Source organism: Kitasatospora sp. NPDC001159, from assembly GCF_053598235.1.
The window spans coordinates 71,955-92,476 of record NZ_JBSFJV010000013.1 but is presented as its reverse complement, the minus strand read 5'-3'; the positions used below and the strand labels follow the sequence as shown (position 1 = coordinate 92,476).

Sequence of the window (20,522 nt, the reverse complement as noted above, 5' to 3'; positions counted from 1 at the left end):
TCAGTCCACGCAGGGAATCCCGCCCGCCTTCACGGCCGGCCCCTGCATGGGCAACCCGGCCGCCGGGTCGGTGGAGCCGTTGGTCGAGCCCGAGGCGCCCGCCGTGGGCGCCGCCGGAGTCGGCGTCGGCGTCCTACCGGCGGCGAGGGTGACCGCGACGTGGCCCGCCGCGACGGCGGCGGACGGGACGGCGGTGACCCCGTAGCGCGCCGCGATCTGCTGAGCGTCGGCCTTGGCGCCGCTGCCGTACGTCACCGTCGTCGCCCGGGTCCTGGCCGGTGCGTCGCCGATCCTGCCCGCCTGGAAGCCGAGTTCGACCAGCGCCTTGGACTCGGTGGAGGCCGCGCCCGCGCCCGCCGCCGCGTTGACGTCCACCACGGACTTGGGCGCGGCGCTGGGCGAGGGCGCGGCGGCGGCCGTCTCACTCGGGGCCCCGCTCGGGGTGGCGGCCGGAGCCGCGGGCGCCGGTTCACGGCTGAACAGCTGCCGGACGATCTTCTTGATCAGGTCCGGGTTGACGGTGTTGACCTCCTGCCCGCCGATGGTCTTGAACCCGGCGATCGGCAGGGTGTTGAACTCGACGTTGCCACCCGTGAGGTTGGGCGCCTGCTGGGCGAAGTCGAGGATGTTCCACTCGTTGTCGATGACGACGTCCTTCTTCACCACCCCGAACAGCTTCTGCGTCTGCCCGAAGTCGTTGAGGATGCCCTGCTGTTTGAGCTTGTACTCGACGGAGGAGATGAACGCCTGCTGCCGGTGGGTGCGGTCGAGGTCGCCGTTGGTGAGATGGTGGCGCTGGCGGACGAAGGAGAGCGCCTGGGCGGCGTCGAGCGAGCTGATCCCGGCGGGCAGTTTGAGGCCGGTGCCGCCGCCCTCGTGGGTGGCGGTGCGGGCGATGATCGGATCGTCGACCGGGTGGTTGAGGCAGACCTGGATCGGTTCGACGGCCTTGGCGATGTCGTAGAAGCCGATCAGGTTGACTTCCGCGAAGTGGTCGATCGGGACGTCCAGGAAGCTCTGCACGGTCTGGATGGTGGCCGAGCGCCCGGCTTCCCGGCTCTGCCGCTCCAGGTCCGCCTTGGAGAGGCCCTTGCCGGCGAGCTTCGCCTCGGCGGCCTCCTTGGCGATGCCGTAGGCCTCCTTGATCTTGTGCATCCTGCCGTCGGCGCCGACGGTCTGCACGTAGTCGTCGCGCGGGACGGACAGCGCGGTGACCTTGCCGCCGTTGGCCGGGATGTGCAGCACGATCAGGGCGTTGGTGTTGTACCCGCCGATCTCGCTGGAGCCGGCGTGCAGCTCGTCCTCGACGAACTGCTTGGGCAGGTCGTTGCCGTCCATGTCCTTGCGGCTGTCCAGGCCGATCAGCAGCAGGTTGACGGACTTGTCCAGGTGCGGCGGAGCGTTCTTCTTGGCCTCGCTGAGCGCGGTGGACTTGATCATGCCGTCGTCCAGGCTGCGGTACTCGTACCAGGTGAAGCCACTGGCGCCGAGCACGGCGGCCGAGACGGTGCAGGCGAGGGTGCGGCCGGCGACGGTCAGCGGGGCGGTCCCGCGGCGCGACACCCGGCCGCGCGGGCGGGGGCGGTTGCCGCGCTCAGCCACGACGACTCCTTCCACAGGGGGCGGCGGCCTGGCCGGGTCGGCGGCGGTCCAGCACGGTCCGGATCACGATGACCACCAGCGCGGCGGCCACCGCCTCCGCCATCACCGGGAACGCTCCGACCACCCAGCGCACCGCGCCGGTGCCGAGGCCCTTGCCGTGGTATTTGTCGGGGTTCGACGAGTACTCGACGCCGGAGGCCGTGAGCAGCACCACGATGGGGGCGGCGGTGACCACCCACCAGCGGCCGGTCCAGCTGCACAGCGCGGCCGCGACGGTCGTACCGAGCACCGCGCCGACCGCGAAGAGGATGTCTACGCCGGAGCCGCCCAGCTCGTCCGCGATCCCGCCGAGCAGCGGCACGCCGACCGCCGCCAGCGCCGCGAGCAGGCCGTCGCGCCGACGCGCCTGCTGCCTGCGGCGCGCGGCCCCGGCGCGCTGGGCGCGGGTGTCCCGGACCGGTTCGGCGTCGCCGCCGGCCGCGCGGGAGCGCTGGGCGGGCACGGCAGGGTCCTCGGTGCGCGGTCCCGCGTCCTGGTACGGCGTTCTCGCCCGCTGGCCGGCCATGCGCACTTCCCTCGGTCGTTTCGGCTGCGGCGGCGCGACCACGCCGTCGCACGTGCCGGGACGCCTTCCGTCCTGCGGCGTTCCCAACTTCTACAGGGCTGTAGAGGTTGGGCTGAAGCATACGAACCCATTTCAGCAAAGTCACCCGCCGCCGTTCGGCAGGGGCGACCGCCCGGTGGGCCGTCGTTAGGATGACCATGATCCCCGCCACGTCGGCACACCAACAGGAACGCATCAGAGGAGCAGAGCGTCACCATGTTTGAGAGCCTGAAGAACCTCGCGGACAAGGCAACCGGCCTCGCCCGCGAGCACGGCGACGTGCTCGGGCAGGGTCTGGAGAAGGTTGGCGACGTGATCGACGACCGCACGGACGGCAAGTACAGCGGGCAGATCGACACTGGTGTCGAGAAGGCGAAGGACTTCCTGCGCAACCTCGACGGGGACCAGAAGCCCGCCGAATAGGCCCGCCGCGAGGCACGATCGGCTGTACCACGATCGAACGAGGGCACGAGCGGACGGGGAGGGGCCGGAAGCAGTGAGCGAGGGACAGAAGCAGACGCGCTGGGGGCGTTGGATCGTGATCGGCGTCCTGGTCGCCGCCGGGTGGGGCATCGTCCGCGGGGGCGGGCACGACACCGCGGTCTCCTCCTCGCCGTCCCCCTCCGCCGCCGGTGGCGCGGCGGCCGCGGCCCCGTCCGGCTCGCCGTCCGCCGGTGCGCCCTCGGCCGCGCCGTCCAAGCCCTCCGGCCGCTACGACCCAGCCGACTACGCGGTGCCGGTGCGCCAGTACGCCGCCGAGGCCGGGGTCGATCCGCAGCTGCTGATGGCGATCCTCTACAACGAGTCGTACAAGCCGCACGACCCGGATCTCGAACGGGCCTGGCAGCGCGGCAAGCCCGACGCCTCCTTCGGCATCGCCAACATGCACCGGGCCGCCTTCGACGACACCAAGCCGGGCCGCCCGTTCGCCTCCCGCCAGTGGGAGGAACTGCCGGACGACCGCAACCTGGCGGTCCAGGCAGCCGCCTGGCATCTGCACGACCTCGCCGGGCAGTTGCCCGCGCGGCCGAGCGCGCCGCTCAACAAGGACGAACTGCTCGCCCTCGGCTACAACGCGGGCGCGGGCAACATGCTGGCCTTCGCCCGGGGCGTCAAGATCGGTCCGCAGGCACAGTCCTACCTCGACCGCCTGCACGACAACTGGGCGAAGTCCGGCGAGGCCGTGAAGTAGACCCCGCCTGCGGTCAGTTGCGGCTGCGGTCAGCCGCGCGTGCGGCGGCGGAGCCAGAAGCCGGTGGCGGCCAGCAGGACGGCCGCGGTGGCGGTGCCGATGGCGGCCCAGGTGGTGGCGTTGTCGGTGGTCTCGTGGGCGGGGGTGGCGGTGGTCGCCGCCGCTGTCACCGGGGTGGGCGCGGACTCCGTGCTCAGGCCCAACGGCGCCGGGTCGGTGATCGCCGCCGCCTCGACGTCGAGTTCGCGCTCGCCGTGGCCGAGGGAGGGGAACGCACAGTCGACGGTCACCCGCCAGTGCCCGGCGGGCAGCAGCTCGCGAGTGGTGTACGTCCCCGGCCTGCCCGGGACTGCGACCAGCCGCCAGGGGCCTACGGCACGGCCGTCGGCGGCGGTCGCGGAGAGCGTACCGGCGAACTCCTCGATGACCGGGTCGTGATCGTTCTCCCAGGTGGCGACGGTGCTGACGTGGCCGTTCTGCTGGCCGGTGACGTCCAGGTGGACGGAGTCGCCGTGGGCGGCGGCGGGCGCGGCGAGGGGCAGGACGGCCGCGGCGGAGAGGGCGAGGGCGGCGGGAAGCGGACGGGTTCGCATGGCGGGCGTTCCTCGGGGCGGTGGGGGTGAGGGTGCTTGGCACAGTGGTCCCGGGTGCGGCCGCCGTCGGGTGGTGACGGCGGCCGCACCCGTGTTGTGCGGGTTCGAGCGCGCTTACGTGGTCTTCAGCAGCGACCAGTTCTGGTACGGCCGGCCGTTCGGCTGCTGCAGTTCCAACAGCCAACCACCGTAGTACCAACGGTCGCTGAGCCCGAGCACCAGGGAGGAGCCGTCCGCCGTGACGGTGAACCCGCCCTCGGTGGCGTTGAGTTGCCACTTCTGCGCGGCGGCGTCGCCGCACGGCTGCTGCGCGACGTACTGTCCGGCGACGGGCGTGCCGCCGAGCTGCAGGCACTTGCCGGAGCGCACGGACTTGATCCGCACCGCGCCGTTGCCGGCGTCGTCGAAGACCCACTTCTGGTTGGCGTAGCCGGTGCGCTGGTAGGCGATGGCGACGGTGCCGTCGTTCATCGAGCTGCCCCACAGGTCGGCGGCCTGGCCGGTGAGGCCGTTGACCATGCTGTAGTGGGTGCCGGGCTGCGGGCGGCCCGCATCCGCGAGGGTCTTGAAGGTGGTCGCGCGGCCGGGCTTGCCGACCGTTCCGGCGGCGTCGCGGACGGCGACGGCCACGGTGTAGGAGGTGCCGGGGGCCAGTCGGACCACGCCGACCACGGTCGAGCGGACGGTGCCGATGGTCTGGCCGTTCAGCTGGACGTCGTAGCCGGTCGCGGCCGGGACAGCGGTCCAGCTCAGCATCACCGAGTTCTGGGTGACCTGACTGGTCGCCACCTCAGGGCCGTTACCTCCCGTGGTCGGGGTCGCGGTCGGCGACGGGGAGCCGGTCGGCGTGGCGGTGGGGCTGCCGGTGGGCGTCGGGGACGGCGAGGGCGTGCGGGTGGGCGATCCTGTAGCCGTCGGGGTGGACGTGGGCGTGGGCGTGGGGTTCGGGCCGGTGCCGTTGCCCGCGATGAGGAAGCGGTTGTTGGCGACGTTCCAGTGCGTGGCCAGGTAACTTCCGGGCGCGGGCGAGGTGTTGTAGTAGTCGTCGTGGTTGCAGTCCAGCCGGTCGTCATGGGCGCGGTCCGGGCAGACGGTCCGCATCTGCGGGTAGTAGGGGGCATCCGAGTAGCACATGATGTCCCACTCGTCCGTACAGTGGCCGGCCTTGCTGGAGTTGGGGGCACTGTTGTTCACCGCGCCCAGGTTGTGGCCGAGTTCGTGCGCGGCGGTGGAGCCGCTCCAGCAGCCTGCGTCGGTCCGCCCGTACGAGGGGCCGAAGTTGCTGAGGTTGTCCTGGCCGGGGCGCTCGTCGCCGGCGAAGGTCCCGATGCCGCAGTACACCTTGGCGTCGGTGAACATCATGTACTTGCGGTCCTTGCGGTTGAACCCCTGCGCGGCGAGGGCCCGGTTGCTCGCGTTGAAGTCCTGGATCTCGGAGTCGGAGATCTGCACGTTCAATACCGAGGCGGTGCAGTCGGATTCGGTGACGAAGCGGACGTGCCGGACGCCGCCGGTCTCCTGGGCGCTGGCGTTGTAGATGACGTCGACGTCCGCGGCCCACTTCTTGAACGAGGCCAGGTACTGGGCGAAGCGGTCGTTGCCCGGGGTGTGCACGTACACCACCTGGACGCGGTTGCCGCTGCTGCCGTCACCTTCGCAGACCAGGCCCGAGCCGCCGGCCGGGGCCTGGGACGGGGCACCCTGCGGGGCACCCGCGGTGCCGGAGTCGCTCAGCAGCGCCTTCTGCGTCGCGTCGAGGACGGGCGTGCCGCCCTTCAGCAGGTCGGCGGCCGCGGGCGGTTGGGCGTTCGCCGCCGGGGTGAGCGCGGGCGTCTGGGCGGCCGGGGCGGCCACCGGCTGGACGTCCTTGTGGATGTCCACGTCCTTGGGCGGCACGTCCGGGCCGTGGCTGCACTGGGTGCTGCCGGCGACCTCCAGCATGTTGCCGCAGCGGTCGCTGCTCGGCAGGTTCAACCCCGCGTAGACCAGCCCTCGTTCGGGCTGGTCCTTGGGTATCGCCTTGGGCGGGGCGGCCTTCTCGTCCCGCTTCGGGGCGGCGGGCGCCTTGGTGGCGCCCTCGGCCGTGCCGGTCTCGCCGGGACCGCCGTCGTCGTCGCCGTCGGCGACCGCGGCGACCCGGTCGGCCGGAGCGTCCGCCGCCGCGACGGCGCTGTGCGCGGCCGGCTCCAGCGCGGTGCGCAGACCCAGCGTCCCCGCAACAAGTGCGGCTGCCACCGCCGCGGCGACAACGACGCTCCTTCGGGTAAGCCTGCGGCGCCTGCGCCGACGCAGCTCGCTGCTCCGGTGTCCCATCGCGTTCCTTTCCTCGTGCGACGGCCCGAGCGCCCTGTGGTGAGGGACGCTCGGACCTTCCGACACTCCGGAGAGCGGCTGGGACGGGTGGGAATAACAGAAAACTCTTGCGAAATTCTTCGGCGCGTTCGAGATGCCGGGCGGCGGGCATGCGGGGGCGCGACTGTGCGGGTACGAAGGCAACGGCACAAAGATGCGGGCGCAGCGGATGCGGGCCTACAGCTGCGCACATGAGGGTGCCGGGGATCGCACTCGGAAGGTGTGCGCTCCCCGGCAGCGGGTGTCGGCGGCCACCCGGCCGGAGTCCCGGGGCCGATGACTCCGACGGCCGTGACGGAAACCTAGACCTGCCGGCAGGCCGTGACCAGAGCTCTGACCAGGCAGGTTTCCGCCCCGAACATGCCAGCGCCGCCCGTCATACGACGGCCGGTCACCCCTGTTCGCCGGTCACGCGGCGGCCCCGATCCGGGCCGGCTCGGCGGCCGGCACCGCGGCGGCGCCGCAGCCGCCGTGCAGCCGGGCCAGTCCGGCGGCGAGCACGGCGCGGTCCCCGGCGAGCCAGAGCCGCAGGGCGGCGGAGAGCGCGGCGCTGGCCGGCCCGGCCGAGGGCCCGCCGGTGCGCGCGAGCCGTTCGCCCAGCAGCGGCAGCAGGTCCGCGACCGGGGCGGGCAGCCACAGGGTCAGCGCGCAGGGCGCGGGCCGGGCGAGGACCCGCAGCAGCGGCAGGACGGACGCGTCGTCGCACAGCGCCGGGACGACCTCCAGCAGGCCGTCGACCGCCACCTCGGAGACGCCGCCGCCGTGCCCGCGGGTGAGGTCCCGCAGCAGTGCCCGCTCGGCGGCGGTGATCCGGACGGTCAGCATGACCTCGTCGTCGCAGTCCATGGTCCCGGTCCCCTGTCGTGGCGTCGGTGGAATCTTGCGTTGGTGGAATCTCTCTGCTCAGTCCTGTGCCGAGGGGGTTCCTGCCCCGCTGCGGCTGTCCGACACCGGCGTTATCAGGCCGTAGTGGCCGTCGTAGCGCCGGTAGAGCACTCGGGCGCGGCCGTCGCCGGGGTCGGTGTGGCAGACGAACGCTCGGCCGGTGAGCCAGAGTCGGCGGGCCGTCTCGGCGAGATCCAGCGGGGGCGCCGGGTCGGTGTCCACCGACCACAGCTCCACCGCGCCGCTCAGCGGGCAGCGCTGCACCAGGCTGTCCCGCCCGGTCGCGGCGTCCGCGAACAGGTGGAACCGCCGGTCCAGCGTCAGGAGTTCGCGCGCGGCCTGCTCGGGCGTGCGGCGGGCGAGTACGACCGTCTTGCGCCGGGCGATCCGCCGCTCGGCCAGCGGGCGGTGGGCGTACTGCGGGCGGTAGGCACTCTCATACACGGCGGCGAGGCCGATGTCGCCCTGCTCGCGCAGCCGGACGGCCCGGCCGGCCAGCGTGCCGAGCACCAGGTCCACGGCCTCCCGGGCGGTGCCGGTGGCCAGCTGCACCCGGACCGGGCCCGCGCCGTCCAGTTCCACGCCGGCCTGGGCGAGCGCGGGCCGGGTCACCGAGCGGTCCCGGGTGCGGGTGAGCCGCAGGCGCAGCGCGTGGGCGTCGGGGCCGAGGACGGCGGCGGTGTCCTGCGCCCGGGCCCGGGCGTACTCGGCGTCCTCGCGCGGCAGCTCGCCGCGGATCTCCACCCGGACGTCGAGGGCGGGCCGGTGGCGCAGACGGGTCATCAGGTTCCTCCTTCTCCGGCTACCATGCTGGCCGCCGCACGCCAGGGCGGCGAGGGTCCAAAGACCCCCCTCGACGGGTCGCGCGGGCGTCTGCTTCCCGCAGGTCAGCCGCTTCCTCCGGAGCGGGGTCCGGACCTCGGACCGATCGACCATTGGAGTGATCCACCGGCGTTCGGCGCAACGCCCGTGGAAGCGGCGCGTTTCCCATGGCATGCGCCCTCCCCGCAGGGGCGCACGCGGGGTCCGCGCTCGTCGGCCCCCCGCTTCCCGGCCGGCCCGCCGGTGCCCTCCCCCGGTACCGCCCGCCCGCACCGACCCTTGGTGAGAGGTAGTGTCATGACCCTGCTGACTAATGCCCTGCTGGCAGAGACGCGGAAACGGATCGTCCCTCCGAAAACCGCGCCACCCCCCACCCCCACGACCCGCTCGGCCGTCCCCCCGCTCGCCCCCGGAGCGGTCCCCGGGCTCGGCCACGCCGCCGCCCTGCTGCGCGACCCGCTCGGCTTCCTCGGCTCGCTGTCCCGCCACGGCGGCGTGGTCCGCGTCCGGCTCGGGCCGCGCACCGTCTGCGTGGTCACCGACGCCCGGCTGGTCCACACCCTGCTGGTCGCGCTCGCCCACGACTGTCCGCGCGGCGCCGTCCAGGACACCCTGAAGACCGCCTTCGGCGACGGCCTGCTGATGTCCGAGGGACAGGCCCACCGCGACCGCCGCCGGGTCATCCAGCCCGCCTTCGGCCCGGACCGGATGACCGAGTACCTGGCCGTGATGCACCAGGTCACCGAGGAGCGGGCCGGACGCTGGCGGCCCGGCCAAGTCCTCGACGTGGCCAAGGAGATGAACCACCTGGCGCTGGAGATCGTCACCCGTTCGCTGTTCGACGCCAGGCTCAGCGAGGACGCCACCCTCGCCTTCCACCGGGCGCTGCCGGACATGGTGAAGGGCCAGATCGTCCAGTCCCTCTACCCGCACCCGGCGCTCGCCAGGGTGCCGCTGCCCGTCAACAGGCGTTTCGACGCCGCTGTCCGGGTGCTCAACCGGGTGGTCGACCAGGCCGTCAACGGCCGCTCAGGCCCGACCGGTCCGGCGCCGTCGGCGGAGCGCCGTGGCACCCTGCCGGCCCTGCTGCGGGCCGCCGTCGACCCGGCCACCGGCCGTCCGCTCACCGAGGCCGACGTCCGTTCCGAGGCGATCACCATGTTCGGTGCCGGGACGGAGACCGTCTCCACCACCCTGACCTGGCTGCTGGACGAACTGCTGCGCCACCCCGAGGTCGAGGAGCGCCTGCTCGCCGAACTGGACGAGCACCTGCCCGCTGGCACCGTCCCCACCCCGGAGGCGCTCGCCCGGCTCACCTACACCCGCAGCGTCACCCAGGAGGTGGTGCGACTGCACGCGCCCAACGCCTTCCTGATGCGCACCGCCCAGGTGCCGGTCGAGCTCGGCCCGTACCGCATCCCGGCCGGTACCGAACTGCTCTACAGCCTCACCGCGCTGCACCGCGACCCGGTGCACCACCCGGAGCCGCTCGCCTTCCGCCCCGAGCGCTGGCAGGACGGCGGCGGGGTCGGACGGCCGTCCTTCCTGCCGTTCGGGGCCGGCAAGCACAAGTGCATCGGCGAGGCCTTCGCCTGGGCCGAGCTGACCGTCGCGGCCGCGGCGATCCTGCGCCGCTGGCGGCCGGTCGCGGTGCCGGGGGCGCGGGCCCGGGAGGTGGTGTGGACGACGGTCCAGGCACAGGGGCTGCGGGTCCGGTTGGCACCGCGCTCGGCCGCTCCGGCGGATCGCGGCACGGGCGCTCCGACGGCCGAGCGGGCGGTGACCGCGCGGAAGGAGGCCGGTCGGTGCCCGTTCACGGGTGCCGCAGCAGCTCCGGCCACCCCCGTCCGACACCGCCCGCCCGCCGAACTGCGCACCTCCGCCGACCGGCACGCCGACTGGGCGGTCCGCCACGGCCTGCTCACCCCGGACGAGCTGCCCGGCTACCGGGCCTACGCGCTGCACGAGCTGATCGGCCACGCCTTCCCGAACACCCGCGGCAGCGACCTGGACCTGCTGGTCGACATGCTCGGCTGGTTCACCATCCTGGACGACCGCTTCGACGGCCCGCCCGGACGCCGCCCCGGCGAGGCCCGCGAGCTGGTCGGCCCGCTGATCACCGCCCTCGACGGCGACGCTCACCCGGCGACCCCCTCGGCCACCCCCGGCGGCCCGCTGCTCACCGCATGGCGGGAGCTCTGGGAGCGCCAGACCGACTCGATGTCCCCCGCCTGGCGCGCCCGGGCCGCCCGCGAGTGGCGGGCCTGTCTGGCCACCTTCCCCGCCGAGGCCGAACACCGGGCCCGCGGCACCGTCCCCGCCCTCGGGCTGAGCCTCGCGGACACCATGCGGCTTCGCCGCCACGGCAGCTGCCTCTACCCGTTCATGAACATACTGGAACGGGTCCACGGCGCCGACGCCCCCGCCGCCCTGCACGCGGAGCCCGAGCTGCACCGGCTGCGCGCCAACACGGCCGACGCGGCCACGCTGATCAACGACCTCTACTCACTGGAGCGGGAGGAACGCCAGAGCGCGGCCGCCTTCAACACCGTCCTCACCCTGCAACGGGTCCGCGGCTGCACCCGCAGCCGCGCCGTCCGCGCGGTGCGCACCCGGGTCTCACGGCTGTGGCAGGAGAACGAGGAGCTGCGCCGCGAGCTGCGCCGTCGCCACCCGGCGGGGCGCTGGTACCTGGACGGCACCCGGGAGCTGGTCGCGGGAGTCCAGGCCTGGACCAGCACCAGCGACCGCTACCTGGTGCCGGACCCGCAGCCGCGCTGAGCGCCCGCCGCGCGCTACGTGCAGCCCGTTGCCGACGGCTGCTACTTGCGGTCGCCGAGCGCGAACAGCAGCAGGACGAAGCCGGCGAACAGGTGGGTGGCGAAGATGTAGATGCCCGCGCGGATCAGCATCGCCTTGCGGCGGCGCTTCTCCTCGCTCGTGCTGTCACTGGCGCTGTCGCTCATGGTGCGGCTCTCCTCGGGTCGTCCGGTCGGGTCGGGCGCGGATGCGGACTGCGGACTCAGCGGGCTGACCGGCCGCCGGTCGCGCGCAGCTCGGTGAGCAGCGCGCCCTGGTCGGTGATCAGCTCGGTCAGGATCCGGCGCGCCGCGCGCAGCAGCTCGGCGACGTCCGGGGTGCTGAGCGCGTACACCACCGTGTTGCCCTCGCGGGTGGCCGTGACCAGCTGGGTGCGGCGCAGCACCGCGAGCTGCTGGGAGAGATTGGACGGCTCGACCTCGATCTCCGCCAGCAGCTCGCGCACTGGTCGGGGTCCGTCCTGGAGCAGCTCCAGCACCCGGATCCGCACCGGGTGCCCGAGAGTGCGGAAGAACTCCGCCTTGGCCTGGTACAGCGGGACCGGCACAGTCCGCTCCCTCCTCGGATCCTGCTCGGTGGTCGTCCGACCGGGCGGGGTCCACGCCGCGGCCGGTAGGCATCATCGCGACAGATGAAGATTTCTTCAAGTCATCACAGCGGGAGGTGATCTGCCCCACACCGCCGAGAATTTCGACACCAGCAGGGGCCGAGCCCGGGACGCTGCCAACCCCCACGCCCGACAGCCATAGTGAGGGTGCGTCAGCAGCCTGCAGGCAGATCCAGGGTCACCGGGACCGGTCCCCGGAAGCCCCCCTCCACGGCGAAGGCGGCGTGCACGACCGACCCGCACGGGACGGTGGCGGCGACGCCCTCCACCCGGACCGTACTGACGGCGAAAACGGTGCGCCCGGACACCGCACCGAGCGAGTCACCGCCGACGACCTCGGCCGACAGCCGGGTGACCAGCTCCTGCGGCGCCGGCGGCCACGGTGTCCCCGGCGAGGGCGGCCCCGCCAGCCCGATCTGGCCGTACAGCACAACGCCGTCGCCGGTCACATCGGCGCACACCGTGGTGGACAACCCGGCCTGCAGCCCGGACCAGCCGCAGGTCGTGACCGTGGCGGTGGCAACCTGCGGCACGGCGGCGGGCGCGGGCGTCGCAAGCGGCGTGACGGCTCCGGCCGCACCCGCCGCGGTGCGCATGATGCGGTTCATGGACTCCCCCTTCCACCACGCCGCGCCGTCGCGGCCCTGCTCAACCGGAGGACAGTACGGCGGCTACGACACCGGGAAGAAGGTCGACCGAGTCAGCGCAGTTCCTCGCGCAGGGCGTCGACGCGGGCGACGGCCTGCGCGAAGGCCGCGCGGTCGAGGCGGCCCGCATCGAGAGCTGCGGCCAGGGCAGTGTTGGCGTCTTCGGCCTGCTGCGGGTCGCGGGCCGAGCAGAGGAGCAGGTCCATACCCGCGTAGGCGGCGGTGACGGCGCGGGTGCCGGTGTCGCCGTACGGGGTGAGGGCGCCGGCTTCGAGGGCATCGGTGATGGTGACGCCGTCGAAGCCGAGGCGGTCGCGGAGTTCGCCCTGGATGACGGTGGGTGAGAAACCGGCCGGGTGGTCGGGGTCGAGGGCGGGGTAGATCGCCCAGGAGGCCATCACCAGGCGGACGCCGGCGGCGATGGCGGACCGGTACGGGGCTTCGCCGCGGGTGCGGAGTTGAGCCAGGGAGACGGGGAGGGTGACCGGGCGGGCGTCGGTGTTCTCGTCGCGGGCGGCCGAGCCGAGGCCTGGGAAGTGCTTGGCAGTGGCGGCGACGCCGAGGCCCTGTTGGGCGGCGAGGAAGGCTCTGCCCAACTCGCCCACCCGGGAGGGGTCCTGGCCGTAGGAGCGCTCGGAGTGGTCGATGAAGTTGTCCGGGGTGTCGTAGACGTCGAGCACCGGGGCGAGGTTGACGTTCAGCCCGGCGTCGTTGAGCGTCGCGGCGGCGCCGGTGCCGGAGTCCAGGGCGGCGGCGATCGGGTCCGGGGCCGTTCCGGTGCGGCGGGCGGAGAGTTCGGGCGCGCCGGGCAGGCGGCGGACCCTGCCGCCCTCCTGGTCGGTCATCAGCAGCAGCGGGCGCGGGTGCGGCGCCTCGACCGCTGCCTGCTTCAACCCGGCTACAGCCTCGGCGAGTTGCGACGGGCTGGTGATGTTCTCGCCGAACAGGATCACCCCGGCGGCCCGACCCTCCCGGATAGCCTGGAGCACCCCGGGCGGTGGCGTCGGGCCCGGGTAGGAGAGCACGATCCGACGCCCGGCGAGCTGACGGGAGTCCCGCTCCTGGCCGGTCATCACGGCGATCCTCTCGGCGGTCATCTCGGCGGTATGGCCGCTGAGCGTCGTCGACCCTGCCGGGACCGGTCCGAGCGCGGCTCCCAGCACCAGCAGCACCGACCCGAGCTGAGCAACACGCCGGAACGGGGCCATCACGCCTCCAGGGTCTGCAGCGGCATACGGTCCGTCAGCGTACCCAGGGACCGGCCGTCCGGCAGCCCGCAAAACGCCGTGACCGCCGCCGCCCAGGGATCATAGGGTGATCACATGTTCGATCGACTGGAAATCAGGGTGCTGCCGCCGAACCACCGCCACGGAGCGCAACTGCGGTTCCGGGTCAACGGTGAGGACCTGGTGGAACCGGCGGTCGGTCCCGAGGGCTACGGGCCGCACGCCGCGACCATGTTCCCGGTCGACGGCCCCGGCCCGCTGCGGGCGACCGAGCAGCCGCGGCGCGTGGAGCTGGGCCAGCCGGAGTGCACCGGCGGCTGCTGCGGCTACCTGTCCGCCGTGGTCCAGCGGATCGACGGCGTCGTCATGTGGTCGGGCTGGGAGCTGCCCGCCGACGCGACCCGCCCGCTGGAGTACACCTTCGAGGCCGACCAGTACGAGACGGAGCTGGCCCGCATCGAGGCCGATCCCTGGTGGCGCGCCCAGGCCTGAACGGGGGAGGCGTGGGCCTCCCAGTGCCGTTCAACAACAGGCGCCTCTGGCTCCGCCAGGCCGGACCGCCCGAGGGGCGCGACGGGTTCCAGCGCCTCCTGGACCAGGGCGTGTCTTGTGGATCCTGTCGGACCCGGCAGAGATCCGCAGGACACGCCCTAGCCTCCGAGCCCCGCCCGGCGGACCAACTGCCCCAGCACCGCCGCGCCTTCGTCGATCTCTGCCGGGGAGCGCGCCGCGTATCCGAGGACCAGGCCCGGCGGGAACGGGAGGCGGGCGTGCCAGGACAGTGGCTGCACCTTCACACCTGCCGCCAGCGCCGCTGTGGCCAACTCGGTGTCGCTGCATCCGAGTTCCTCCGGCAGGGTGAGCATCAGGTGCAGGCCAGCGGCGGCGCCGTGCACGGTGGCCGCGGGGAGGTGGGTGCGGAGGGCGGCGATCATCGCGTCCCGGCGGCGACGGTGGCGGCGGCGCAGCAGCCGTAGGTGGCGGTCGAGTTCGCCGGATTCCATCAGCCGCGCCAGGACCAGCTGGGGCAGGACCGTTTCCGAGGTCGGCGAAGCGCTTGGCGTCCAGGACGGCGTCGCGCAGGCGCGGGGGTACCAGCAGCCAGCCGGTGCGCAGGGCGGGGGCGAGCAGTTTGGAGATGCTGCCGGCGTAGCAGACCTGGTCCGGCAGGGCGGCCCGGAGGGCGGGGACGGGCGGGCGGTCGTAGCGGTGTTCGGCGTCGTAGTCGTCCTCGATGACGAGCCCGCCTTCGCCTGCCCAGCCGAGGAGTTCGCGGCGCCGTTCCCCGCCGAGGACGACGCCGGTGGGGTACTGGTGGGCGGGGGTGAGCAGGACGGCCGGGGCGCCGGTGGCGCGCAGGGCGTCGACCCGGATGCCCTCGGCGTCGACGGGGACGGGTGGGGTGGCGGCGAGCCAGTGGGCAAGGTGCTGGCGGGCGCCGAGCGAGCCCGGGTCCTCGACCGCGACCGCGGTGGTGCCCAACCGCCCGAGGGCGCGGCCGAGCAGAGCGAGGGCCTGGGCGGTCCCGGCGACGACGAGCACCTCCTCGGGGTCGGCCCGGATGCCCCGGTTGCGGGCGAGCCAGTGGGCGACGGCCTCGCGCAGGGCGGGGGCGCCGCGTACGTCGCCGTAGCCGAGGTCGTGGGCGGCGAGTTGGTCGAGGACGGCCCGCTCGGCGCGCAGCCACGCGGCGCGCGGGAATGCGGCGAGGTCCGGGACACCAGGGGTGAGGTCGATCCGGGCGGGTGCGCCGCGCAGATGGTCGAAGACCTCGGGGTCGGGGTCCTCGCGGAAGAGGGCGGGTGCCGGGCGGGGCCGGGGCCGGGCGGCCGCGGGGGACGGGCCCGTGACCACCACCGTGCCGCCCCTGCCCCGGCCGGCGACCTGCCCGGCCTCGGCGAGTCGGCGGTAGGCGTCGGTCACCACCCCTCGGGAGACGCCGAGTTCGGCGGCGAGCACCCGGCTGGCGGGCAGTCGGCTGCCTGCCGGGAGGCGTCCGTCGGCGACGGCCTCGCGCAGTCGCCGGGCGAGCCAGTCGGTGAGGCCGCCGGGCGGGGCGTCGGCGGCGTCGAGCTGGAGGAAGTCGGCGCCGAGCTCTTTGGACCTGTCGACTGCCTCGTCTTTGGACCTGTTCACCGGTCCATAGTGGCGCGAGGGTTGGGCCATGACCACTGGAACGAGCACCCACCGAACGAGCGCCCACCCCAGCTCCTACGTCCACGGCTACTCGGAGATCGAGGCGCAGCGCCTCGGCGACCAGGCCGACACCCTCGCCGAGCTGCTGCACGCGGGCACGGCCTACCCGGCAGGCAGCCGGGTGTTGGAGGCGGGCTGCGGGGTGGGGGCGCAGACGGTGCACCTGCTGGCCGCCAGCCCCGGGGTGCTGCTGACGGCGGTGGACCTCTCGGCGGACTCGCTGGCCCAGGCCCGGTCCCGGGTGGCGGCCCAGGCGCCCGCCGCGCAGGTCGCCTGGCACCACGGCGACCTGCACCGACTGCCCTTCCCCGACGGCACGTTCGACCACGTCTTCCTGTGCTTCGTACTGGAGCACCTGTCCGACCCGGCGGCCGGCCTGGCGGCGCTGCGCCGGGTGCTGCGGCCGGGCGGGACGATCACAGTGGTCGAGGGCGACCACGGCTCGGCCGTCTTCCACCCGGAGAGCCCGGTGGCCCGCCGTACGGTCGACCATCTGGTCCGGCTCCAGGCCGGGGCGGGCGGTGACGCGCTGATCGGACGTCGGCTGTACCCGCTGCTGACGGCCGCCGGGTTCGCGGAAGTGACGGTCCGCCCGCGGACGGTCTCCGCGGACGGAGGTCGCCCGGCGCTGGTGGAGGGCTTCACGCTGCGGACCTTCGTCGCGATGGTGGAGGCCGTCCGGTCGGAGGCGCTGGCTGCCGGGCTGACCACCCCGGAGGCCTTCGACCGCGGCATCGCGGAGCTGCGCCGCGCGGCCGAACCGGGCGGGACGTTCCACTACACCTTCTTCAAGGCGACGGCGGTCAACCCGTAGCCGGGTCCGTCCGCGGGGTTGGCCTGCGATCGTCCAGGCCGCGTTCCGCCCGCCGGTCCGCGATCACGTCCATGCGGTCGGGCAGGCCGGGCGACGCGTCGCGGATCGCCTTGATCGCGTACACATTGCGCGAGGCGGTGAGGTGCTCGTCCACCGTGGGCCTGGTCTCGGCGGGCAGGGCCCGCCAGATCGGGTCGTCCATGGTCGCCATCCAAGGGGAAGGCGACCGGGCCCGTCGAACGATTGACGGTCAGCCCGAGCTGTCCCCGAGGTCGGCCAGCAGCGCGCGCATGGCGTCGACCAGGACGGCCCTGCGACCGCCGTCCAGGCCGGCCAGCATGCGGTGCTCGTTGGCGACGTGGTCGGGCAGGGCGCGGTCGATCAGGGCGTGACCTTCGGGGGTGAGCTCGACGTCGCGGCTGCGGCCGTCCTGGTCGCTGCGGGTCCGGGTGACCAGGCCGCGGGCCTCCAGGCGGTCCAGGCGCTGGGTGATGGCGCCGGAGGTGACCATGGCGGACTGCATCAGGCCGGTGGGGGTGAGACGGTAGGGCGGTCCGCTGCGCTTGAGGGTGGCGAGAACGTCGAAGGAGGCCGCGTCCAGGCCGTGCTCGGCGAAGGTGCGGTTGAGCTCCGCGTCCACCAGGCGGTAGAGGCGCTTGAGCCGGCCGAACACCTCCATCGGGGAGACGTCCAGGTCAGGCCGTTCGGCGGCCCATTGCGCGACTACGCGGTCCACATGATCTGCCACGGGTTCAGGGTAGGGGATGCCCTGTGAGTTTCTTAGCAGTGAGGTAACTGTGAGCCACGTCACCGACGGAACCCGATGAAGGATGCCTTAGCACTGAGATACATTGGCTTAGTGCTAAGAAATCGCCTCGCCATCGTGCTGGTGACGGCCCTGGCCCCCGCCATCTGGGGGACGACCTACCTCGTCACCACCGAAATGCTCCCGCCCCACCGCCCGCTGCTGGCGGCCGCCATCCGCTGCCTGCCCGCCGGCCTGCTGCTGATCGCCCTCACCCGCACCCTGCCCAAGGGCGACTGGTGGTGGCGAGCGCTGGTCCTCGGCGCTCTGAACATCGGCGGCTTCCAGGCCCTGCTGTTCGTCGCCGCCTACCGCCTGCCCGGCGGCATCGCGGCCACCGTCGGCGCCGTCCAACCGCTGATCACCGCCGCACTCTCGGCCGCGCTGCTCGGCGACCGGCTCACCCTGCGCACCGTGCTGTCCGGCATCGCCGGCGTGGCGGGCGTCAGCCTGCTGGTGCTGCGCGCCAACGCCCGGCTGGACGCGATCGGCGTGGTCGCCGCGCTCGGCGGCGCGGTGGTGATGGCCTTCGGTGTCGTCCTCTCCAAGCGCTGGGTCTCCCCCGCGCCGCTGCTCGCCACGACCGGCTGGCAGCTCACCGCTGGCGGCCTGCTGCTGGTGCCGGTCACCCTGCTGAGCGAGGGCGCCCCGCCCACCCACTACACCTCCGACAACGTGCTCGGCTACGCCTACCTCTGCCTGATCGGCGCGGCCCTCACCTACGCGATGTGGTTCCGGGGACTGCGCGCCCTGCCGCCGACCTCGCTCTCCTTCCTCTCCCTGCTCAGCCCGGTGGTCGCCACCGTGACCGGCTGGCTGGCGCTCGACCAGGACCTCAGCCCGCTGCAGGCGCTCGGCGCGGTCGTCGTGCTCGGCTCGCTGATCGTCGCCCAGACCCAGCGGCCCCGGCCCGCCGCCCCGGCCCCCGCCGCGCAACAGGCGCTCAGCACGCCGCCGGTGCGCGAGACGGCCTGACTCCGCACCCCCTGAAATCCCGTAGTTCCGTCCACGTTCCGCCCACGTTCCGTCCAAGGAGAAACCTTCATGCGCATCACCGTGTTCGGCGCCACCGGCAACGTCGGCAGCCGCGTCGTGGCCGAGGCGCTCGCCCGCGGCCACGAGGTCACCGCCGTCGCACGGGACCCGGCCAAACCGCACGGCCTGCCGTCCAGCGTCGCCCTCGTGGTCGGCGATGCCCGGGACCCCGGGGACGTCACCCGGATCGCCGCCGGGCAGGACCTGGTGATCACCGCCACCCGGCCCGCACCCGGCAGCGAGCCCGAGCTGGTCGCCGCCACCCGGGGCCTGCTGGACGGCCTGGCCGGTACGGGCGTGCGCCTGATCGCGGTCGGCGGCGCGGGCAACCTGACCGTCCCCGGCACCGACGGCACCGCCCTGGTGGAGTCCCCCGGCTTCCCCGACGAGATCCGGCCGATCGCGCTGGCCTGCGGCGAGCAACTGGACCTCTACCGCGCGGACGAGAAGGTCGACTGGACCTATCTGAGCCCGGCCGCCCTGCTCGAACCCGGCGTGCGCACCGGCCGCTTCCGGCTCGGCCGGGACGAGCTGCTGGTCGACGCCGAAGGCAACTCGGCGATCTCCATGGAGGACCTCGCCGTCGCGCTGCTCGACGAGGCCGAGAACCCCGCCCACCGACGCGCCCGCTTCACCGCCGGGTACTGAGACACCGCACGCCGGGAACACCGTGACTGCTGGATGCACCCCCGCCGGGGGTGTATCCAGCACCACCTCGAAGACGGTGTCCAGCCTCATCGCCCGTCAAGTGCGGCGTCGGACAGGATCTTTCCCGTGAACACCACCGCAATCCGCACCCGCCGCGCGGCCGCCGCCGTCGCCACCGCAGTCCTCGCCGGCCTCGCCCTGCCCACCGCGGCGAACGCCGACTCCGGCCGCAACGCCGGCGAGCCCGAGTCCGTGCCCGCCCGCTACGCCCGCCAGGTGCTCGACTGGCAGCCCTGCGCGGGGCAGCCGGCGCTCGAGTGCGCCACCATGGCCGTACCGCGCGACTGGCACCACCCCGGCGTCGGAGCCGACCTCTCCATCGCCGTCTCCCGGCACCGGGTCGCCGACCCGGCGCACCGGAAGGGGACGCTGATGGAGGCGGCGGGCGGCCCGGGCGGGCAGGGCCTGCTGCGTCCGATGGACCTGGCCCAGGGCGCCCCCGCCGTGGCCGCCGCGTACGACATCGTCAGCTTCGACCAGCGCGGCGTCGGCCGCAGCACCCACCCCCAGTGCCAGAGCCCGGAGGACTTCCAGGAGTTCCTGGCCGGGGACTACCGCGACCAGTCCCCCGAAGCGATCGACCGGGTCATCGCCAACTCGCAGAAGTTGGTCGCGAGTTGCGAGGAGCACAGCGGGGACTTGCTGCCCTACCTGACCACCGAGCAGACCGTCCGCGACATGGATCTGTACCGCTCGCTGCTCGGCGAGAAGAAGATCAGCTACTACGGCGCCTCCTACGCCACCATGATCGGCGCCTACTACGGGACGCTCTTCCCGCACCGGGTCGAACGGATGGTGCTGGACAGCAACATCGGCTTCGAGGGCAGCTGGGAGGACTTCGAGACGGGCCAGCCGATGAGCTTCCAGCGCCGGTTCGAGGAGGACTTCCTGCCCTGGATGGCGGCCCGGGACGCCACCTACCACTGGGGCTCGACCCCGGAGGAGGTCAAGGCACACTGGGAGCAGCGCCGCGCCGGCCTGCACGACCGACCCATCACCGACGGCTCGCTGACGCTCGGCCCGAACCAGTTGGACAACGGCACGATCAACGCGATCTACAGCGAGAAGGCCTTCCCGGTCCTCGCCCGCGCCCTGACCGCCCTGGACGACTGGCAGAGCGCCGATCCGACCGCGAAGCAGACGGCCCGCCAGTTGTTCGGCCAGTACCTGAGTCCGGAGTTCCTCGCCGAGTACTTCTCGGTCACCTGCGGCGACACCCCGTGGACCAGGGACCTGGACACCTGGATCGAGCGCGGCGCGGAGAACACCGCCCGATACCCGCTGCTCGGCGCCCGTACGCTGGCCTTCAGCGCGGTCTGCGCGTCCTGGCCGACCGACCCGGCGCCGAAGGTCAAGGTCACCGGCGCCCACCTGCCGCCGGTGCTGATGCTCAACTCGCTGCATGACCCGGCCACTTACTACGAGGCGGCGCTCGGCGCCCACCGCGCGCTGCGCGGCTCGAAGCTGGTCACCGTCACCGGGAACGGCAACCACGGCCAGTACCCGGGGTCCGACCCCTGCGTCACGAACACCGTCGAGCGCTACCTGCTGGACGGCCAGGTGCCCGAGCACGACCTCACCTGCCCTGTCCCGCAGGCTGGTTGATCCGCCGAG

General features: G+C 73.4%; 20 protein-coding genes and 1 pseudogene. 8 read left to right on the top strand and 13 right to left on the bottom strand.

The genetic code is table 11. The features are described 5' to 3' along the window. Together ACWC9T_RS09870 and ACWC9T_RS09865 are read right to left on the bottom strand one after the other, a co-directional pair. Nucleotides 1-1,602, bottom strand: coding sequence for an LCP family protein (locus ACWC9T_RS09870; RefSeq protein WP_449820537.1), 1,602 nt, complete (start codon nucleotides 1,600-1,602; stop codon nucleotides 1-3). Further along, entirely contained in the window at nucleotides 1,595-2,167 is a 573-nt protein-coding gene (locus ACWC9T_RS09865) for a DUF6542 domain-containing protein (RefSeq protein ID WP_449820536.1), read from the bottom strand. Before ACWC9T_RS09865 ends, ACWC9T_RS09870 begins: the two co-directional genes overlap by 8 nt. A 255-nt stretch (nucleotides 2,168-2,422) precedes the next feature. Here ACWC9T_RS09865 and ACWC9T_RS09860 point away from each other — a divergent pair, with 255 nt between their 5' ends. Both ACWC9T_RS09860 and ACWC9T_RS09855 read left to right on the top strand, forming a co-directional pair. Continuing rightward, a complete protein-coding gene (locus ACWC9T_RS09860; RefSeq protein WP_449820535.1) occupies nucleotides 2,423-2,629 on the top strand; it encodes an antitoxin in 207 nt (68 codons plus the stop codon). 73 nt (nucleotides 2,630-2,702) lie between these two features. Then, nucleotides 2,703-3,398, top strand: coding sequence for a transglycosylase SLT domain-containing protein (locus tag ACWC9T_RS09855; RefSeq protein WP_449820534.1), 696 nt, complete (start codon nucleotides 2,703-2,705; stop codon nucleotides 3,396-3,398). A 29-nt stretch (nucleotides 3,399-3,427) separates the two neighbouring features. Here ACWC9T_RS09855 and ACWC9T_RS09850 read toward each other — a convergent pair whose 3' ends face one another. The 4 genes from ACWC9T_RS09850 to ACWC9T_RS09835 all read right to left on the bottom strand — a co-directional run bounded on the left by ACWC9T_RS09850 (nucleotide 3,428) and on the right by ACWC9T_RS09835 (nucleotide 8,011). Continuing rightward, nucleotides 3,428-3,991, bottom strand: coding sequence for a hypothetical protein (locus ACWC9T_RS09850; RefSeq protein ID WP_449820533.1), 564 nt, complete (start codon nucleotides 3,989-3,991; stop codon nucleotides 3,428-3,430). Nucleotides 3,992-4,105: 114 nt separating this feature from the next. Then, the gene (locus ACWC9T_RS09845; protein WP_449820532.1) at nucleotides 4,106-6,226 is read right to left on the bottom strand and encodes an RICIN domain-containing protein; all 2,121 of its coding nucleotides are present in this window, start codon (nucleotides 6,224-6,226) and stop codon (nucleotides 4,106-4,108) included. Between the two features lie 525 nt (nucleotides 6,227-6,751). After that, nucleotides 6,752-7,189, bottom strand: a complete 438-nt coding sequence (locus ACWC9T_RS09840; RefSeq protein WP_449820531.1) for a hypothetical protein — start codon at nucleotides 7,187-7,189, stop codon at nucleotides 6,752-6,754. A gap of 57 nt (nucleotides 7,190-7,246) precedes the next feature. Beyond that, nucleotides 7,247-8,011, bottom strand: coding sequence for a sigma 54 modulation/S30EA ribosomal C-terminal domain-containing protein (locus ACWC9T_RS09835; protein WP_449820530.1), 765 nt, complete (start codon nucleotides 8,009-8,011; stop codon nucleotides 7,247-7,249). Nucleotides 8,012-8,347: 336 nt separating this feature from the next. On the opposite strand from ACWC9T_RS09835, the gene ACWC9T_RS09830 reads away from it, so the two are divergent. Further along, on the top strand, nucleotides 8,348-10,831 hold the full coding sequence (locus ACWC9T_RS09830) for a cytochrome P450 (protein WP_449820529.1): 2,484 nt from the start codon (nucleotides 8,348-8,350) through the stop codon (nucleotides 10,829-10,831). Between the two features lie 41 nt (nucleotides 10,832-10,872). Here ACWC9T_RS09830 and ACWC9T_RS09825 read toward each other — a convergent pair whose 3' ends face one another. The 4 genes from ACWC9T_RS09825 to ACWC9T_RS09810 all read right to left on the bottom strand — a co-directional run bounded on the left by ACWC9T_RS09825 (nucleotide 10,873) and on the right by ACWC9T_RS09810 (nucleotide 13,332). Continuing rightward, nucleotides 10,873-11,016: a DUF6126 family protein gene (locus ACWC9T_RS09825; protein WP_355675748.1), complete on the bottom strand. Its 144-nt coding sequence runs from the start codon at nucleotides 11,014-11,016 to the stop codon at nucleotides 10,873-10,875. 56 nt (nucleotides 11,017-11,072) lie between these two features. Then, nucleotides 11,073-11,417: an ArsR/SmtB family transcription factor gene (locus ACWC9T_RS09820; protein WP_449820528.1), complete on the bottom strand. Its 345-nt coding sequence runs from the start codon at nucleotides 11,415-11,417 to the stop codon at nucleotides 11,073-11,075. Nucleotides 11,418-11,629: 212 nt separating this feature from the next. Further along, complete coding sequence (locus tag ACWC9T_RS09815) at nucleotides 11,630-12,085, bottom strand: hypothetical protein (protein WP_449820527.1); 456 nt, start codon at nucleotides 12,083-12,085, stop codon at nucleotides 11,630-11,632. Between the two features lie 92 nt (nucleotides 12,086-12,177). Beyond that, a complete protein-coding gene (locus ACWC9T_RS09810) occupies nucleotides 12,178-13,332 on the bottom strand; it encodes a glycoside hydrolase family 3 N-terminal domain-containing protein (protein WP_449820526.1) in 1,155 nt (384 codons plus the stop codon). 114 nt (nucleotides 13,333-13,446) lie between these two features. Between ACWC9T_RS09810 and ACWC9T_RS09805 the strand changes: the two genes are divergently transcribed. Then, nucleotides 13,447-13,842 (top strand): hypothetical protein, encoded by a 396-nt coding sequence (locus tag ACWC9T_RS09805; RefSeq protein WP_449820525.1) that lies wholly within the window; start codon nucleotides 13,447-13,449, stop codon nucleotides 13,840-13,842. 158 nt (nucleotides 13,843-14,000) lie between these two features. Here ACWC9T_RS09805 and pdxR read toward each other — a convergent pair. Beyond that, nucleotides 14,001-15,486: pseudogene (pdxR, locus tag ACWC9T_RS09800) on the bottom strand (MocR-like pyridoxine biosynthesis transcription factor PdxR). Nucleotides 15,487-15,514: 28 nt separating this feature from the next. Here pdxR and ACWC9T_RS09795 point away from each other — a divergent pair. After that, nucleotides 15,515-16,360, top strand: a complete 846-nt coding sequence (locus tag ACWC9T_RS09795; RefSeq protein ID WP_449820524.1) for a methyltransferase domain-containing protein — start codon at nucleotides 15,515-15,517, stop codon at nucleotides 16,358-16,360. Here the strand turns inward: ACWC9T_RS09795 and ACWC9T_RS09790 are convergent. Continuing rightward, nucleotides 16,350-16,562 (bottom strand): hypothetical protein, encoded by a 213-nt coding sequence (locus tag ACWC9T_RS09790; RefSeq protein ID WP_449820523.1) that lies wholly within the window; start codon nucleotides 16,560-16,562, stop codon nucleotides 16,350-16,352. The genes ACWC9T_RS09795 and ACWC9T_RS09790 overlap by 11 nt on opposite strands. Before the next feature lie 48 nt (nucleotides 16,563-16,610). Beyond that, nucleotides 16,611-17,108 carry a MarR family winged helix-turn-helix transcriptional regulator gene (locus ACWC9T_RS09785; RefSeq protein ID WP_449820522.1) on the bottom strand — a complete coding sequence of 166 codons (498 nt, stop codon included), beginning with the start codon at nucleotides 17,106-17,108 and terminating at the stop codon, nucleotides 16,611-16,613. A gap of 111 nt (nucleotides 17,109-17,219) precedes the next feature. Between ACWC9T_RS09785 and ACWC9T_RS09780 the strand changes: the two genes are divergently transcribed. The 3 genes from ACWC9T_RS09780 to ACWC9T_RS09770 all read left to right on the top strand — a co-directional run bounded on the left by ACWC9T_RS09780 (nucleotide 17,220) and on the right by ACWC9T_RS09770 (nucleotide 20,513). Next, complete coding sequence (locus ACWC9T_RS09780) at nucleotides 17,220-18,140, top strand: EamA family transporter (protein WP_449820521.1); 921 nt, start codon at nucleotides 17,220-17,222, stop codon at nucleotides 18,138-18,140. Nucleotides 18,141-18,209: 69 nt separating this feature from the next. Beyond that, the gene (locus ACWC9T_RS09775; RefSeq protein ID WP_449820520.1) at nucleotides 18,210-18,848 is read left to right on the top strand and encodes an NAD(P)-dependent oxidoreductase; all 639 of its coding nucleotides are present in this window, start codon (nucleotides 18,210-18,212) and stop codon (nucleotides 18,846-18,848) included. Between the two features lie 126 nt (nucleotides 18,849-18,974). Next, nucleotides 18,975-20,513 (top strand): alpha/beta hydrolase, encoded by a 1,539-nt coding sequence (locus tag ACWC9T_RS09770; RefSeq protein ID WP_449820519.1) that lies wholly within the window; start codon nucleotides 18,975-18,977, stop codon nucleotides 20,511-20,513. The last annotated feature ends 9 nt before the right edge of the window (nucleotides 20,514-20,522 follow it).

Coding starts and splice junctions, on each gene's coding strand:
- ACWC9T_RS09835 (WP_449820530.1), bottom strand. CDS start 8,011: ATGACCCGTCTGCGCCACCGGCCCGCCCTCGACGTCCGGGTGGAGATC.
- ACWC9T_RS09860 (WP_449820535.1), top strand. CDS start 2,423: ATGTTTGAGAGCCTGAAGAACCTCGCGGACAAGGCAACCGGCCTCGCC.
- ACWC9T_RS09850 (WP_449820533.1), bottom strand. CDS start 3,991: ATGCGAACCCGTCCGCTTCCCGCCGCCCTCGCCCTCTCCGCCGCGGCC.
- ACWC9T_RS09810 (WP_449820526.1), bottom strand. CDS start 13,332: ATGGCCCCGTTCCGGCGTGTTGCTCAGCTCGGGTCGGTGCTGCTGGTG.
- ACWC9T_RS09775 (WP_449820520.1), top strand. CDS start 18,210: ATGCGCATCACCGTGTTCGGCGCCACCGGCAACGTCGGCAGCCGCGTC.
- ACWC9T_RS09815 (WP_449820527.1), bottom strand. CDS start 12,085: ATGAACCGCATCATGCGCACCGCGGCGGGTGCGGCCGGAGCCGTCACG.
- ACWC9T_RS09795 (WP_449820524.1), top strand. CDS start 15,515: ATGACCACTGGAACGAGCACCCACCGAACGAGCGCCCACCCCAGCTCC.
- ACWC9T_RS09825 (WP_355675748.1), bottom strand. CDS start 11,016: ATGAGCGACAGCGCCAGTGACAGCACGAGCGAGGAGAAGCGCCGCCGC.
- ACWC9T_RS09790 (WP_449820523.1), bottom strand. CDS start 16,562: ATGGACGACCCGATCTGGCGGGCCCTGCCCGCCGAGACCAGGCCCACG.
- ACWC9T_RS09805 (WP_449820525.1), top strand. CDS start 13,447: ATGTTCGATCGACTGGAAATCAGGGTGCTGCCGCCGAACCACCGCCAC.
- ACWC9T_RS09865 (WP_449820536.1), bottom strand. CDS start 2,167: ATGGCCGGCCAGCGGGCGAGAACGCCGTACCAGGACGCGGGACCGCGC.
- ACWC9T_RS09830 (WP_449820529.1), top strand. CDS start 8,348: ATGACCCTGCTGACTAATGCCCTGCTGGCAGAGACGCGGAAACGGATC.
- ACWC9T_RS09840 (WP_449820531.1), bottom strand. CDS start 7,189: ATGGACTGCGACGACGAGGTCATGCTGACCGTCCGGATCACCGCCGCC.